This window comes from Blastomonas sp. RAC04 (genome assembly GCF_001713435.1).
Taxonomy (GTDB): Bacteria; Pseudomonadota; Alphaproteobacteria; order Sphingomonadales; family Sphingomonadaceae; genus Blastomonas; species Blastomonas fulva.
Genome location: NZ_CP016460.1, coordinates 3,773,030 through 3,788,571, shown reverse-complemented (window position 1 = coordinate 3,788,571; position 15,542 = coordinate 3,773,030). Strand labels below are relative to the sequence as shown.

Annotated in this window: 14 protein-coding genes; all 14 read right to left on the bottom strand. The window is 65.2% G+C overall.

Going from position 1 to position 15,542, the window contains the following annotated elements; translation table 11 throughout:
• Positions 1 to 5: 5 nt before the first annotated feature.
• A complete protein-coding gene (gene pufM / locus BSY18_RS18580) occupies positions 6 to 1,058 on the bottom strand; it encodes a photosynthetic reaction center subunit M (RefSeq protein ID WP_054133601.1) in 1,053 nt (350 codons plus the stop codon).
• Between the two features lie 15 nt (positions 1,059 to 1,073).
• The gene (gene pufL / locus BSY18_RS18575; RefSeq protein ID WP_054133602.1) at positions 1,074 to 1,898 is read right to left on the bottom strand and encodes a photosynthetic reaction center subunit L; all 825 of its coding nucleotides are present in this window, start codon (positions 1,896 to 1,898) and stop codon (positions 1,074 to 1,076) included.
• Positions 1,899 to 2,077: 179 nt separating this feature from the next.
• Positions 2,078 to 2,263: a light-harvesting antenna LH1, alpha subunit gene (gene pufA, locus BSY18_RS18570; protein WP_054133603.1), complete on the bottom strand. Its 186-nt coding sequence runs from the start codon at positions 2,261 to 2,263 to the stop codon at positions 2,078 to 2,080.
• 15 nt (positions 2,264 to 2,278) lie between these two features.
• Entirely contained in the window at positions 2,279 to 2,491 is a 213-nt protein-coding gene (gene pufB, locus BSY18_RS18565) for a light-harvesting antenna LH1, beta subunit (protein WP_023839307.1), read from the bottom strand.
• 128 nt (positions 2,492 to 2,619) lie between these two features.
• On the bottom strand, positions 2,620 to 4,074 hold the full coding sequence (gene bchZ, locus BSY18_RS18560) for a chlorophyllide a reductase subunit Z (protein ID WP_054133604.1): 1,455 nt from the start codon (positions 4,072 to 4,074) through the stop codon (positions 2,620 to 2,622).
• Complete coding sequence (bchY, locus tag BSY18_RS18555; RefSeq protein ID WP_069051489.1) at positions 4,071 to 5,603, bottom strand: chlorophyllide a reductase subunit Y; 1,533 nt, start codon at positions 5,601 to 5,603, stop codon at positions 4,071 to 4,073. The genes bchZ and bchY overlap by 4 nt, the downstream gene beginning before the upstream one ends.
• A complete protein-coding gene (locus BSY18_RS18550) occupies positions 5,600 to 6,598 on the bottom strand; it encodes a chlorophyllide a reductase iron protein subunit X (RefSeq protein ID WP_054133606.1) in 999 nt (332 codons plus the stop codon). The genes bchY and BSY18_RS18550 overlap by 4 nt, the downstream gene beginning before the upstream one ends.
• Entirely contained in the window at positions 6,595 to 7,530 is a 936-nt protein-coding gene (bchC, locus tag BSY18_RS18545; RefSeq protein WP_054133607.1) for a chlorophyll synthesis pathway protein BchC, read from the bottom strand. The genes BSY18_RS18550 and bchC overlap by 4 nt, the downstream gene beginning before the upstream one ends.
• A gap of 167 nt (positions 7,531 to 7,697) precedes the next feature.
• The gene (locus BSY18_RS18540; RefSeq protein WP_069051488.1) at positions 7,698 to 8,807 is read right to left on the bottom strand and encodes a methyltransferase; all 1,110 of its coding nucleotides are present in this window, start codon (positions 8,805 to 8,807) and stop codon (positions 7,698 to 7,700) included.
• A 5-nt stretch (positions 8,808 to 8,812) separates the two neighbouring features.
• A complete protein-coding gene (gene bchO, locus BSY18_RS18535; RefSeq protein ID WP_069051487.1) occupies positions 8,813 to 9,712 on the bottom strand; it encodes an alpha/beta fold hydrolase BchO in 900 nt (299 codons plus the stop codon).
• Positions 9,709 to 11,487 carry a magnesium chelatase subunit D gene (locus tag BSY18_RS18530; RefSeq protein ID WP_069051486.1) on the bottom strand — a complete coding sequence of 593 codons (1,779 nt, stop codon included), beginning with the start codon at positions 11,485 to 11,487 and terminating at the stop codon, positions 9,709 to 9,711. The genes bchO and BSY18_RS18530 overlap by 4 nt, the downstream gene beginning before the upstream one ends.
• Positions 11,484 to 12,491, bottom strand: coding sequence for a magnesium chelatase ATPase subunit I (gene bchI / locus BSY18_RS18525; protein ID WP_069051485.1), 1,008 nt, complete (start codon positions 12,489 to 12,491; stop codon positions 11,484 to 11,486). The genes BSY18_RS18530 and bchI overlap by 4 nt, the downstream gene beginning before the upstream one ends.
• A 61-nt stretch (positions 12,492 to 12,552) precedes the next feature.
• Positions 12,553 to 13,839 (bottom strand): acyl-CoA dehydrogenase family protein, encoded by a 1,287-nt coding sequence (locus BSY18_RS18520; RefSeq protein WP_069051484.1) that lies wholly within the window; start codon positions 13,837 to 13,839, stop codon positions 12,553 to 12,555.
• 43 nt (positions 13,840 to 13,882) lie between these two features.
• On the bottom strand, positions 13,883 to 15,241 hold the full coding sequence (gene creD, locus BSY18_RS18515; RefSeq protein ID WP_069051483.1) for a cell envelope integrity protein CreD: 1,359 nt from the start codon (positions 15,239 to 15,241) through the stop codon (positions 13,883 to 13,885).
• Positions 15,242 to 15,542 lie beyond the last annotated feature (301 nt).

Here is a 15,542-nt window from a genome sequence, read left to right as displayed (position 1 = left end):
GGCCGTCAGCTCCCTTGCGTCTGGCTGGGGGCCGCGGGCAGCGCGCCCGGATCCTCAACCATCTGGTTTGGATCGATCACAGCCTCGCTCGGCGCAATAAGCGTCGTGCTGGGATCGACGACACCGGTATCGGGATAGGCGGGAGCGAAGTTGTGCTCCTGAGCCCAGAGATACCAGTTATCGACAACCGTGCCGGTCAGCAGGATGCCGATACCGCCGGTAAGTGTGGTCAGCACCGCAAACCACCAGGCCCAACGATGGATCGATTCCATGGTGGCATTGAAGCCCATGGTCCAGCGCCAGAACAGTCCGGCGCGTTCGCTGGCTGTACCGCGGTCGTAGATCTGTTCGATCTCCCGCTCGCCACCATAGCGACCCACAGCCAGAATTGTGGCGCCGTGCATCGCGAAAAGCAAGGTGGAGCCGTACAAAAAGGCGATCGAGAGCGCATGGAAGGGGTTGTAGAACAGGTTGCCGTAGCGGATCGAGAAGGCTGCGGTCCAGTCGAGGTGCGGGAAGATGCCAAAGGGTACGGCTTCCGACCAGCTGCCCAGCAGTGCCGGGCGAATGAAGCCGAGCACGAGGTACAGCCAGATCGCACTGGCGAAAGCCCAGGCGATGTGCGTGCCCATGCCCAGCGCCTTGGCGCGGCGATAGGTGCGCAGCCACCACAGCAGGATCGATGCGGTCAGCAGGAAGCCGGTGATGATCCACCAGCCGCCTTCGGCCAGCGGCACCATCGGCGAGAAGCCCCATTCAGGACCGGGCGGTTCCAGCGCGAGCCAGAACAGCTCCTTGAGGAACCGGTTGGGATTCCAGCTCACCGAGGCCAGCATGTTGAGGCCGATGATCAGGAATGCCAGCGAACCCATCAGCAGCGAGGCGAGGCCAAGCTTGCCCAGATACAGGGGACCAAGCTGGGCCTGGCCGAACTTGCCCATCCAGTAGCTGAAACCGGTTGCGTTGATGCGCGGTTCGCTGTCGTCCTTGTGCGGCATCCCGATTTCGGGGTGCCCGCGCAGCTGAACCTGGGTGAAGATATTTTGGTAGCGTGCCATGGTGAATTACCCCTCTCACATCCAGATCGGCAGGTTGAGCCACCAGCTCCACCATTCCGGCCAGCCGCGGGTCCAGAACGGGCCGGATATGATGATGCACACGGCGCTCCAGAAACCGGCATTCAGCGCCAGCAGCAGGCCCACGCGGTGGATACCGAGCGTGCCGACCGAATAGCCGATCAGGTCGCGGAAGAAGGTGTCTTCATATTCGGGCGATTTCACCTCTTCACCCTTGGCCGGGTTGGTGGCCGAAAGGACCAGCGCACCATGCATCGACAGCGCGAGGGTGGTGGTGAAGAAGAACGACACGGCGAGCATGTGTGCCGGGTTGTAGTGGAAGTGCAGGTATTGGTATCCGACGTTCGACACCCAGTCGAGATGGCTGAAGATGCCATAAGGGAAGCCATGTCCCCAGGCGCCCAGCAGCATCGGGCGGAACACCACCAGCGTGACATAGGCGAAGATCGCGACCGCAAAGGCGAAGGGCACATGATAGCCCATGCCCAGCTTGCGGCAGATTTCGACCTCTCGCAGCGCCCAACTGACAAAGGCGCCGATCGCGCAGACCGTGATGATCTGCCAGAGGCCGCCTTCCTTCAGTGGCGCCAGGCCCAACCCGTATTTCAGGTCAGGCGGAGCGATGCTGATCAACCAGGGGTTCCAGGTCCCACCCTGCGATGCGCCGTAAAAGATCAGCGCGGTACCGAGCGAGGCGAAGAACAAAGTCGTGATCCCGAAGAAGCCGACATAAAATGGCCCGACCCAGAAATCGAACAGATCTCCGCCGACCAATGTTCCGCCTCTGACGCGATATTTTCTCTCGAAGCTCAAGAGCGCCATTGCCAGACTCCTTCGTTAGCCGCTGCGGCAAGGGCGCAGCGAGCCTGATAGTTTCTTCCCCGATTTCCTCGAGGCCCCGTTTGTTTAATCACCAGTGCAAGGGGCGGACCGGTTGGAACCAGCCCGGCCGGCCCGCCCATATCGCCTGGCAAGGCGACACACTGGCATTTACCCTGATGTCAGGGCGTAATTGCCGATGCCGCAGCCACTGCTGCAGGAGCAGCGGTCGGGTTCGGAGCTTCCAGCCAGTTGTAGCGATTGGTGCTCAACAGGATGAAATGGATGAGAAGTGCGAGGACGAACAGGAAGACCGCAAGCGCAGTCAGGATCCTGTTGCCATCGAATGATTGCCACATTCTATGCATGATCAGGTTTCCTTCTTAGCTGAGCTGAACGTCGGTCACCGGGTCGAGGCTCGATGTCGCTTCATAGCCGGGCGTACCCGGGAACCATGGGCGCCATTGCCAAACCAGTACGTGCGCGATGATCGCGACGATGGTGAAGAAAGCGAAACTGGCGACGAAGAGCTTGTGGAACTCCTTCGCCTCGCTTTCAGTGAGGTAGGTCGTTGGACCCATCCCTTCATCTGCCATGAGATATTCTCCTTAGCTTCCAGATTTGGAAGGACGCCAGCAGGCGCCTTCCAGGCGATTATCCGTGCGGGCGAACCCGACGCGGATGTTGGAGGCCCCGTCCCAAGGCCGATGACTGGACCAGCCGCTCACGCGAGCTGCCCCATATTCTGTGCGACGGCTTCCTCCACCAGCCGCACCTCGGTTACTGTATTCTCGTTCGCGCGCCGTGCGGCCCTTTCGGCCGCATCGCGCAGGGTCTTGGCCGCAGAGATGCGCACAAGAACCGGCTGCGCGTCGACCAATTGGTCGAGCCGCGCCTTGGCTTCATCCGTCCAGTCGAGTTCCCGCTCGATCCTGGCAGGCGTTGCCGCAACTGCATCCATCTGGGTCGACAGGGGCAGGATGTGGAACAGCGCGTCGAACAGCGCATTGCACACTTCCTGAACCAGCCAGGTCGCCCCGGAATAGCCCATCACCGGCGTTCCCGTATGGCGGCGGATCACCGCGCCGGGGAAGCTCGCCGGGATGTACATGCCGCGTGCCCCGCACTCGGCCATGTACATCCGCTCGTTATAGCTGCCGAACATCACCAGCGGCGGGTTGGTGCGGATCGCCTCGCGCACCGCCTCGTTGTCGGGCTTGACCCCGGCGGTACGGCTGAAGGCGAAATTGCACGGCAGCCCCATGTCGTGCTCGAGGAAATTGCGGATGCCGCGCGCGTAGGTTTCGTTGGCGTGGATGCCGAAACTCGCGGTCCCGAAGAAATCCTGCGTGACCGAACGCCACAGATCCCAGAGCGGCTTGATCGTCGTGTGCTTCTCGCGGTCGATGAACGGTTCGGGGTTGAGCCCCGTGAGCTCGCCCAGCTTGCGCAGGAACAAAGTGGTCGATTCGAGGCCAATCGGGGCCTGAAGATAGGGTCGTTCGAGCGTTTCGCACAGGTTGCGGCCGAACTCCCGGTACATGCAGATGTTGACCTCTGCGTCCGCAAGCTTCTTCACATCGGCCAGATGGCTGCCCAATGGGAAGACCATGTTGAGCTCGCAGCCGATGCCTTCGACCAGCCGCTGGATCTCGGCCAGATCGCTGGGCATGTTGAACGTGCCGTAGATCGGGCCCAGGATGTTGACCTTGGGCTTTACCCCTTCCTTGCGGGGGGCGAGCGGCTTGACCTTCTTGGGGCCGAATTCGGTCCACAACCAGGTCAGCGCGCGATCGGCGGCCTGCCACTGGTCCTCGTCGATGGTGCGCGGCAGGAACCTGCGGATGTTGGTGCCGTTGGGCGTCACGCCGCCGCCGATCATCTCGGCGATCGAGCCGGTGACAACCACCGCGGGAAGATCGGGATCGAGCGTCTGCCAGGCGCGGCGCATGGCGCCTTCGGTACCGGTCTTGCCAAGCTCTTCCTCGCCCAGGCCGGTGACGACGATGGGCAGTTCATGCGGCGGGAGCGCATCGGTATAATGCAGCACCGAGGTGACGGGCAGGTTCTCGCAGCCCACCGGGCCGTCGATGATAACCTGCAGGCCCTTGATCGCGGTGAACGCGTAGACCGCGCCCCAATAGCCGCCGGCCCGATCGTGATCGATAATGAGCGTCATGTGCCCACCGCCTCTTCGGACTTGTTGAGGCCGACCATGCGGGCAGCGTACTTCTTCTTGAACTCGGGGCGGTCGACCGGGGTGTCGCGCCAGATGCCGGCATTCTCTTCCATGCCGACGCCGTCGAAGAAGCTCTGCATCCGGTTGAACCGGTCCTGGTTGGCGAGCGCGGCGTTGATCACCAGCGCCAGCGAGCCTGCGCCTGCCGGGCCCATGAGCGGGCGCGCCGAGATGAGGTTGGTGAAGTACAGAGCCGGGATCGCCTCGCTCTTGGCGTGCTGGACCACGGGCGTGGTGCCGATCGCAAGATTGGGGCGGAATTCCTCGACCGCCGCGATGTCCTGCTCCAGGCTCGCGCGGTACTGGATGCGCACACCGCGCTCTTCGAGCCAGGCGCGATCGGGCTCCGACCAGCGCGTCTTGGGGCAGGCCGTGCCGACATAAGGGACATCCGCGCCGCTTTCGATCAGCAGACGCGCGACCAGCAGTTCGGAGCCTTCATAGCCCGAAACGGTGATGCGGCCCTTGATCGGGTTGGCATCGAGCGCCGCGCGGATCGCGGGCAGGAACTTGTCCTTGGCGGCATCGACCGCAGACTGCGCGATCCCGCAGGCGGCGCCGATCGCATCGAGCCAGGCGGCGGTGCCATCGACACCCACCGGGGCAGAACCGATCACCGGGCGTCCGGCGCTTTCGAATTCGCGGATGCTGGCGGTGTAGAACGGATGGATCGCAGCGACCGCGGCGCAATCAAGCGCGCTGTAGAGCTCGCGCCATTCGCGGGTGGGAACGACAGGCCCTGCAGCCAGGCCCAGAGGCTCGAGCAGCTGGCCGATGCCGACCGGATCGGCGGGGAACATCTCGCCCAGCAGCGTCACCGTCGGGCGATCCGGGCGATGGCTGGGAGCGGCGACCGGGCCCTGCGAGGCTTCCTTGCGCGCGTAAGCGAGCATCGCGCCGGCCAGAACGTCCTTGGCCTCGGCATGGGTGGGTATGCCGAACCCGGGAACATCGATGCCGATGATCCGCACGCCGTTGATCGCCTTGGGCAGGCCCTGCAGCGGCACGCCCGAAGCGGTCGGAACGCACAGATTGGTGACGACGATGGTGTCGTACAAAGCCGGATCGGCCATCAGATGCACCGCGTCGCGGATGTCTTCGTACAGCTTGCCGGTGACGAGCGTTTCCGAGCTGAACGGCACATAGCCGACCGAACGGCGCGCGCCGTAGAAATGCGAGGTGAAGGTCAGGCCATAGACGCAGCACGCCGATCCCGAGAGGATCGTCGCGGTGCGACGCATGCGCAAGCCCACCCGGAGCGATCCGAATGCAGGGCACATGCTCTGCGGCTGATCGTGCGGGCCCTTGGGATAATCGGCAGCGTAACGCGCGAGGATTTCGCCCTTGCCAGCCTCTTCGGCGGCCGCGCGCATGGTGTCCTTTGACGAGCACCCTCCCTCTACCGGAGCGGCCACAAGGTCGATCCGGTCAGGTGTGCGCGAGGCGGAAGAGGCGGGGGTGTCGGTCATACGCTGTCGTAAACCACTTCGAGCGAAGGCTTCTGTTCATAGGTGCCGCCGCGCATGTCGGCCTGGGTAGCGGGGACCAGTTCGACGTTGCCGCCGGTGTCTTCGGGCTTGAACAGGCCGAGCAGGCCGTCCTGGGTCAGCGGCCGCGGCGAGGCGGGCTGCGCTTCGGCGACGTTGATCGCCAGTTCCTCGAACAGCGACGCCCATTCGGTGTCGGGCCGCCCGATGATCTGATAATTGGCCGACTTGCGGCGGATGTCCTCGTTCGCAGGGATCGAAGCGAGGATCGGGATGCCGACTTCGGCGGCGAAAGCCTGCGCCTCGCCGGTGCCGTCGTCCTTGTTGATCAGGATGCCGGCGACGCCGACATTGCCACCCATCTTGCCGAAATAATCCACCGCCTTGCAGACGTTGTTGGCGACATAGAGCGACTGCAGGTCGTTCGAGGCGACGACTATGACCTTCTGGCACATGTCGCGCGCGATCGGCAGGCCGAAGCCGCCGCAGACCACGTCGCCCAGGAAATCGAGCAGCACGAAATCAAAGCCCCAATCATGGAAGCCCAGCTTCTCGAGCAGTTCGAAACCATGAATGATGCCGCGCCCTCCGCAGCCGCGTCCCACTTCGGGACCGCCCAGCTCCATCGCGAACACGCCGTCGCGCTGGAAGCAGACGTCCTCAATCTTGACCTCTTCACCGGCGAGCTTCTTGGCGCTGCTGGTTTCGATGATCGTCGGGCATGCCTTGCCGCCGAACAGCAGGCTGGTTGTGTCGGACTTGGGATCGCAACCGATCAGCAGCACGCGCTTGCCCTGCTGCGCCATCATGTAGCTGAGGTTGGAGAGCGCGAAGCTCTTGCCCGAGCCGCCCTTGCCGTAGATCGCGATGATCTGCGTTTCCTTGGTTACCGGGCCGGTATGGACCGGATCGGGCTCGTGCGACGCTTCATCGCGCAGCGCGGTTACATCGGGACCAGAGTTTTCCAGCATCGTCATGCGCAAGCGCTCCAATCGAGTATCATTTTAAGGCAGGCGGGGTCGGTAAAGGCGGTCGGATAGGCGCTGGGCGCATCGGCGACCGGTTGAACATGGCTGACCAGCCCGGTGAGGCTGAGCGCCCCGCTCGAGACCATCGCGCGGATCGCGACCAGATCGTCAGGGCCCCATTCGGCAGCGACTCGGATGCGCGCTTCGCGCATGAATGCGGGCGGGAAGGTGAAGCTGAGCGGCGCCTGGTAGAAGCCGGCGAGCGTGACCTCGCCACCCTTGCCAAGGCGAGAGATCAGCGTGTCGAGCAGCGAACTGTCGCCGCTGACATCGCAGATGCTGCGATAATCGCGACGCTCGTCGCTATCGGGATGGATTACGCCATAGCCATGATCCCCCGCGCTGCGCGAGGGGTCGATTTCCCACACGGTGGGCGCGGGCGCGCCGCTGGCGATGGTGAGGCGCGCCAGCAGGCGGCCCAGAATTCCGTGTCCGACGATCAGGTCGGGAGGCTCGCCGCCCGCCATTGCGTGGAGCGCGGTGGCGGCCAGCGCGAACAGCACGCCGTCCGATCCCCAGCTCTCGTCGATGGGAAGCGCGCGGGCCGAAGGCACCACGAGTCGCCGGGCCGATCCGCCGAACAGACCGCGCGCATCGGCAAAGCAATTGGCGCCAGGAACGAACACCCATTCGCCGATCCGACCCCTGCACTCGGCGCCGGAGTCGACGATGCGGCCGACCGACTCATAGCCGGGGACCAAAGGATAGCCCATTCCGGGGAAGCTCGGCATCTTGCCGGTAAACAGCAGTTTTTCGGTTCCGGTGCTGATCCCGCTCCACACGATCTCGACCACGACATCGCCGGATTCAGGCGCGTTCAACGCCAGGGGACGCAAGGCAAGGCGGTGCGGCGCTTCGAAAATGACGGCCATTGCCTGCATTGTGCGCTCCCCTTGTTTTGAGCCTTGCAGGGTCAGTTAGGAGACCCCTCAACAAGGTGTCATCTTAACTTAACTCCCCATAGTGTCAATGTAGGTTTACACATTCAGGTGCATTTGTTTTTGGACACTCTGACACACGGCGATGGCATGAGGGGGTATGGGGCAGTTCAGGCGGTAGCGGCAATCACGCGGGTGACGATGGGCAGCCCGGTGGGTCGTTCCCGCCACGATGCAAAGCCTGCGCGGGTCAGCATGGCGCCGATTTCCTGCGGAGTACGGGCCCTGCCCGAGCCCATGGCGAGCAGATAGAAGCCGAAATAGGCGTCCGCCATCGCCTCTGCGCCGCTGGTTCCCGCCATCGGTTCGGCGATCAGCAACGTGTCTCCGGGCTTGAGCGAGGCGCGGACCTTGATCAGCAGCGCCTGGGCCAGCTCGTCATCATGATCGTGCAGGATTCGGATCAATGTGATCAGGTCATAGCCCGTGGGAATCGCGTCGTTGCGGAAATCGCCGGGGTGCGGGTTAACCTTGATCCCCTGTTCGCCCAGCTGCCGCGCGCCGATCGCAGTGACCGCGGGCAGATCGAACAGCCCGAAGTCGAGCCTTGGCGCGACCTTGGCCACCGCCGCGATGAACGCCCCTGCCCCGCCGCCGACATCGAGCATGCGTCTGTGCCGGTCGAATCGCCAGGCATGCACAACCTGATCGGCGACCATCGGCTGCGATGCCGCCATCAGCTGCGAATAGGGGGACACCGCTGCCTGGTCCTCACCCTCGCTGCCATCGCCCAGCGCATAAGGCCAATAGCCTGCGAGCGCGCCGGGCACGGTGCGCTCGCCGCGCAGCAGCGACAACGGATCGGCAAGGTCGGCGTAGAGCAGGTGGTGATGACGGATCATCGCGATCGCACCGGGATTGCCGACCAAAGCGACGCCCTGTTCGCCCAGCATCCACAGATCGTCGCCGACGCGCTCGATCAGCCCCAGCGCCGCCGCCGCACGCAGCAGCCGGCGCGTCGCATCGGGCCCGAGTCGCGCCAGCGTGCCCAGCTCAGCCGAAGCCGCAGCCCCCTGCTGCAGCCGCGCGACGATGCCACTTTCGACACACGCGAACAGGGTCTGCGAATAGGTGAACCCGGCGATGATATCGAACAGCCTGCGCGCCCGCACCCGCGACACCGGGCGGGTCAGCGGGAACCGCGATGCCCAGGACTGGAATGCCGGGCTCGAGATGATGCCATTGCGCCAGCCGACCCAGCGTTGCTTCCATCCAACCATAAGAATCAAGCTGCCACGGCCGGGGTTCGGGCCGCGAATTCGCCGATCAGCGCTGCGATCTGCTCGGGAGCTTCCTCATGCGCCAGATGGCCCAGGTCCGCCAGCGTGACGACCTCGGCATGCGGCATCATCCGGCCCGCGCGCTCGATCGAATCGAGCGGGATCGCGCTGTCGCGTGCGCCATGAACCAGAAGCGAGCGCGCCGCGACGCTGGGCAGTTCCTTCGCCAGGCTTTCCAGATCCCAGTTCGCCATCATACCGATCGCGCCCGCGCAATGGTCGGATGTCCGGAAGAGGCGGTGATACAGCTCCACCCCGCGCGCATCGATCCGCGACCCGGTGGATTTCTTCAGGAATCGCGCCACTTCGGTCTCGCTGCTGGCGATCTGGGCAAAGATCATCGCGGTGAACGGATTGACGAACAAAGCGCGCGCCATCGCCGGGAACAGCCGCGCGGCAAGGCCCGGGAAGGGCAGCAGCGCAGGATTGAGGCCGATGATCGGGGCATCGATACCCAGATCGATCGCCAGCCGCACGCCGATCGCTGCGCCAGCCGAATGACCGACGATCACATCGGGCGCGCCCAGCGCCAGCTTGCCGAGCAGTTCGGCCAGCACCCTGGCCATCCCCGGCAGGCTCTGCCCCCCGGCAATCCGGCCGCGGGTAAATCCGTGCCCGGGCATGTCGGGCGCGATCACGGTAAAGTGCTGCGCCAGCAGCGGCAGCACGTCGCGCCAGCTGTGAGTCGCAGCGCCGGTGCCGTGGATGAGCAGCAGCACAGGTGCGGCGCGGCCGTCGGGCCCTGCGACCTGGACATGCCAGTCGAGCATGCCAGCGCGCACGAAGCGACTGTGCTCGCGGTTGGGCCAGTCGTGCCCGTCAACCTCCCAGCGTACCGAACTCATGATGCTTTCCCGAATTGCAGCGCGGATACGGCGCGCTCGACACCGCGCGCATCGGCACGCGGCAGCGCCAGATAGCGCGCGCGCATCGCCGCTGCAATCGCTGCGGCCTCAGGTTGCGGCCGGGCGGAGATATCGATCACCACGGCTTGCGTCCCCGATTGGGCAAAACGCCGCGCCGCCGCGAGCGCATCCTCGCCCGCCTGCGCGCGGCCTGGCTGGCCGTTCCTGTCGATATTGCCCTTGCCGTCGGTCAGCACCGCGACGAACGGCGTGCGCCCGCGCGCGGCCTGGGTTTCGGCGAGCTCGGCGGCGGCCGACAGCCCTAGCGCAAGCGGCGTGCCGCCCCCGCCGGGCAATTCGCCCAGCACCTTCTTGGCGCGGGTCAGCGACCGCGTCGGCGGCAGCAGCAGTTCGGCCGAGGTCCCGCGAAACGCGATCAGCGCCACCTGCGCGCGTTTCACATAGCTCTGCGCCAGCATCAGCTCGACCGCACCCTTGGCTTCGGCCAGCCGCGCCAGTGCCGACGAGCCCGACGCATCGACCGCAAAAATCGTCAGCGCTTCGGCGCGCTCCTCGAACCTGCGGATGCGCAGATCCCCCTTGCGGATGCGCAGCCGCTTGGGCGCGTCCATGCCCTCCTGCTGGCGGCGGATCTCCTGCCAGGGGACCGCGGTGCGCAAGGTATCGATCAGCGCCAGCCGTGCGCCGCCGCGCGGCAGGCCGGGACGCGCGCCCAGAGGCCGTCCGCGCATCTGCGAGGCCTGCTTGCGCCCTGCCCCGCCCGCGCCGGTCGCACGCCGCGCGCTGCGCCCCTCGCCGATGCGCGCCAGCACATCCTTGGGGATCGAGGCAAGCACGGCAGCGAGGATCAGGTCATCGAGCTGATCGGGATCATGCTGTTCGTCTTCGCCATCGTTGTCGCCTGGCGGCGGCTCTTCCTCGCCTTCAGGGGGCGGAGGCGGAGGCGGTTCTTCGGCCTGCTGCGGGATGCGCGTGGCTCGGGGTCCGAGGACGGTGCGGGCAACGAACTGGATGTCGTCGTCGGTGATGGAGTCGCGCTCATCGATCTGTGCGGAAAGCGACAGCGCGGCCTGCGCGAACAGCATGGTGCGCGCGGAGTCGATGCCGAGTGCGAGGGTGATATTGGCGAGGGTCTGGCGGTGCTCTTGTCCGACAAGCCTTCCCCCCTCCGTTTGTGCCGAGCCCCTCGGCTGGCCTGCTGGCCGGCCGCTCGGGATAAGCTTCCCGGTCTGACCGGGAGGTCGAAGGACGTGCGCGCTACCGGTTGCGCGAGGTCCCTCGACTTCGCTCGGGAACACGGCAGATGAGGGTTTGGGTTCTTGGGACGAAAAATCGCACCAGAACGCCACCCGCTCGGTGAGCGATACAGGCGGAACTTCCTCCTCGCCGCCATCGTCGATCAGTACCAGAGCGAAGCCTGCGCCAGCATCCATCGCCTGGGCGATGCGCCCGGCGACCATGCCGCTCATCCGCTCGGCCATCGGGACGACCAGCAGCCCGCCTGCAACCTCCTCGAGCAAGCCTGCCTGTTCGATCCGGCGTCCGGCAGACAGGCTCGAGGCGACATCGATGCCGCCGCACAGCCGCTCCTCGTCGATATGCACCGGCAGGCGGCGCACCGGGCGATCGGCGAATTCTTCGGCCAGAAAGGCCAGCACCGCGTCGCGTTCTGCCGAGGGACCGCGCAACCACATCCCGCCCAGCCGGGCAGGCGCGGCGGCCAGCAGGTCCGCCGCCAGCAGCGCATCGCTCATCCGAAAAGCTCGGTCAGCGCGCGATCGATGCGCACGGTCGATCCGGTTTCGTCGAGCACGTCGCGGCGCAGACGGTGGCGCAGCGCCATGGGAGCGACGGCGCGCAGATGCTTGCGCTCGGCGGACTTGGCGCCTTCGAGCGCCGCAAAAGCGCGCGCCGCGCGCATCAGGGTGAGTTCGCCGCGCAGGCCATCCGCGGCCACCGCCATGCACAGGGTAGCGGCATCGGTTAGCGTCGATTCGGGCATCGCGACATTGGGCAGCGCCTTCTTGCCCCGGGCCAGCCGCTTGACGATCTTGGCGTCCGCCTCGGCCCAGTCCGCCGCAAACGCCGCGCCGTCGCGCTCCAGCGCATCGCAGCGGCGCATGATCTCGATGCGCTGCTCAAGATCCTGCGGCGTCTTGACCTCGACCGAGAGCCCGAAGCGGTCGAGCAATTGCGGGCGCAGTTCGCCTTCCTCGGGGTTGCCGCTGCCGATCAGCACGAAGCGCGCGGGATGTCGCACCGAAAGCCCTTCGCGCTCGACCAGATTCTCGCCCGAGGCCGCGACATCGAGCAACAGGTCAACGAGGTGATCCTCGAGCAGGTTGATCTCGTCGATATACAGATAGCCGCGATGCGCGCGGGCGAGCAGCCCGGGCTCGAACGCCTTTTCGCCGCGTCCCAGCGCGCGTTCCAGATCGAGCGCGCCCAGCACCCGGTCCTCGGTTGCGCCCAGCGGCAGATCGACGAACGGCACCGGCACCTTTGCGGTCTTGACGCCCTTCTTCTCGGCGCATTTGTCGGGGCAGCGATGAGCCTCTTCAGGCGCGCAATTGTAGCGGCACCCGGCGATCGCCAGCATCGGCGGCAGCAGCGCCGACAGCGCACGCGCGGCGGTGGACTTGCCCGTGCCGCGGTCACCGAACACCATCACCCCCCCAATGCGCGGATCGACCGCGCTGATCAGCAGGGCACGTTTCATTTCGTCCTGGCCGACGATGGCGGAAAAGGGAAAAGGCATAAGGCTAGGTCTAACAGATTGATCCGCCGCGACAAGCGGGGTGTCAGGAAAAGTTGACAGTTCAGTCGAACGAGCCCTTCCGCGGGCCGAGATAGCCGAACAGATACGCCCCCACCTTGCGCATCTGGATTTCTTCCGACCCCTCGGTGATCCGATATCGGCGGTGGTGGCGGTAGATGTGTTCGAACGGGGTGTGGCGCGAATAGCCGATGCCGCCGTGCACCTGCATCGCCCGGTCGGCTGCCTCGCAGCACAAACGGTTCGCCCAGTAATTGCACATGCTGACCTTGTCCGAGATCTCGCGCTCAATGGCCTTGTGCGGCAGCCGGTCCATGTCCCAGGCGGTCTTGTAGATCAGCCAGCGCAGCATCTCGGCCTGCGTCGCGAGTTCCACCAAAGGAAACTGGATGCCCTGGTTCTCCGACAGCGCCTTGCCGAAGGGCTTGCGCTTCCGGGCGTATTTAACGCTCTCCTCGATGCAGAACACCGCCGCGCCCAGCGACGAGGCCGCCTGGCGGATGCGGTTCTGGTGGACGAAGCTTTGCGCCAGCGCGAGCCCGCGCCCTTCCTCGCCGAGCATCGCGGTTTCGGGCACCCAGACGTTGGTGAACGACAGCCGCGGGTGATCGGTGGGCATGTTGAAGGTCCAAAGATACTCCTCGATCTTCAGCCCCGGCGTCTCGGTGGGCACCAGCAGGCAGGTGATCCCCTTGGCGTCGCCATCCGCGCCGCTGGTGCGCACGAACAAGGCGCAGTGCGTGGCGACATGCATCCCGGTGATCCACATCTTCTCGCCATCGATCCGCCAGCCGGCAACGCCATCGCGGGTCTCGCGCACCGCGCGGGTTTCCATATGCGTCGCGTCCGATCCATGGTCGGGCTCGGTCAGGCCGAAGGCCGTGATCCGGGTGCGCTCGAACCCGCCCAGGATGAACTCCTGCTTCTGGTCCTCGGTGCCGAACTCCTCGAACATCGCGACGAACGGGAAGTTGCCGACGATCGAATGCTCGTTCTGCAGATCATTGTGCAGCCCCAAACCTTTGGCCGCGAAATGCTCGCGAATCACCGCCATCCACAGGTTGGAGCCATCCTTGCCACCATATTTTTTCGGTGCCGAGAAACGCCAGTGCCCGGCCGCGTCGGCGCGGCGCTGCGCCTCGCGCAGCAGCTCTTCCCAGTCGTGCGAAGGCAGGCCGCCCGCATCGAAATCGGTCCGCGCCCATTCGCGGCGATGGTCGAAAAAGCGGATGTTGTCGTCCGCCTGCTCGAGCGGTTTGATCTCGGCCTCGATGAACGTGTCAAGCTCGGCCAGATAGGCGGTCAGCTCCGCCGGCAGCGCAAAATCCATGGGTGCATCCTCGGTTTATCGTTTGGATGCACTATGGACGGCTTTACGCGTCCGGCAAGTCCCGTGCTGCCTCATCGCGCTTGCCCAGCCCCGACCAGTCGACCTTGCGCGTCACGTACATCACCGCCGCCAGCGCCGCGAACAGCAGCAGCGACCCGATGATCAGCGAATACGCCTCGAGGTTGAGCAGCACATAGAGCAAGGCATACAGCCCGAGCAGCAGCCCGGCGATGAAGCCTGCGCGTTTCACACTGCCCAGCACTGCAGCGCTGTAAGCGCTGATCAGGGCGATGATCGCGCCCGACGCCAACAGATAGGCGAGCGTGAAGCCGATGATCTCGGCAAAGGCGAGTAGCAGCACGAAGAACAGGATCAGGCCTGCGCCGGTGAGCAGATACTCCGCCGCCGCGACCCGCGCGCCCGCGATGATGTCGAACATCAGGAAGGCGAGGAAGGTGAAGCCGATGAACAGGAAGCCGTATTTCACCGCGCGGTCGACCTGGCTGTAGAGGTTGACCGGCTCGATCAGGTCGATCTGCGCCGACTGCGCTCCCTGGCCAACTTGCTCGCCCGGCTGCGGCAGCTGGACGATGGCGCGGCCGAGCGCGAGGTTGCTGATCGTGTAGCGCGCAGTAAAGCCCTTGTCGGTGACCGAGCGGCTGTTGGGCAGGAACTGGCCGCCGAAGCTGGGGTGCGGCCATTGCGAGGCGATGGTCCAGTCGGTCGATTCGGCGTCCGGGATCAGGGTCAGCTGGCCGTTGCCGCGCACCCCGAAGCGATAGGCAACGTCGAGCGGTGCGGCGCTGCCAGCGGACCAGTCGGCAAAGGCGAAAAATCCAGACCCGTTGGTCGCGCCCAGTCCCTTGCCGGGGCGCAGCGGCAGCGCGGTGCCGCCGACGCTGATGCCGTTGTCCGCGAGCAGACCGCGCGCATCCGATATGCCGACGCGGATTTCGGCGCGGTCGAGCAACAGCTCTTCGGGCTTTACCCCGAAGCGGGCCAGGTCGGCAGGCAGCGCAAAGCGCGCGGTTCCCTTGACCCGCGCTTCATAGACCACGGTTTCGTAGATCGACTTGACCCGCCGTTCAGGGCTGACATCGACCTTGGCGGTGTTTTTCACCGGGGCGAGAAACAGCTCGCGGTCGATCGTCACCGCGCGCGTCGTCGCCTTGCCGTTTTCGGTGACGGTTTCGACCGATTGCTGGCGATAGGGGATGACCATCACCGGCCCCGCGAGCATCTGCGGCCCGCCCCAGCCCTCGGCGACGCTGGCGCGCGCGGTTTCCGACTGGCTCTGCCGGTCCCAGACGAGCGCATAGACCATGAACAGCGGAATCGCGAGCAGCGCGCCGATCAGCACGGTCATGCCCAGCTTGAATCCCGGGCTGCGGTCCTTGGCCATGCGGCACTCCTAACGGTTCATCGATGAAAATGCACGGTTCAGCTATAGAACGAAAGCTTAATCGGGTGTGAACTGGGTCACAGCGAATCGCCGAGGTTAATATTAACCCTGTCTCGGAAGCCGGATGCCCTACCCGTTCGTTGCCCGCTAGCAATCGGGGCGTCCGGTTTCCACTATTCCCCTAAACGCCACCACCGTCATTCCCGCGCACGCGGGAATCCCGCTTTTTCGCCACGGTCGCGCATAAGCAGGACCCCCGCCTTCGCGGGGGTGACGAAGAAAGATGAGCGGAAAGAACCGG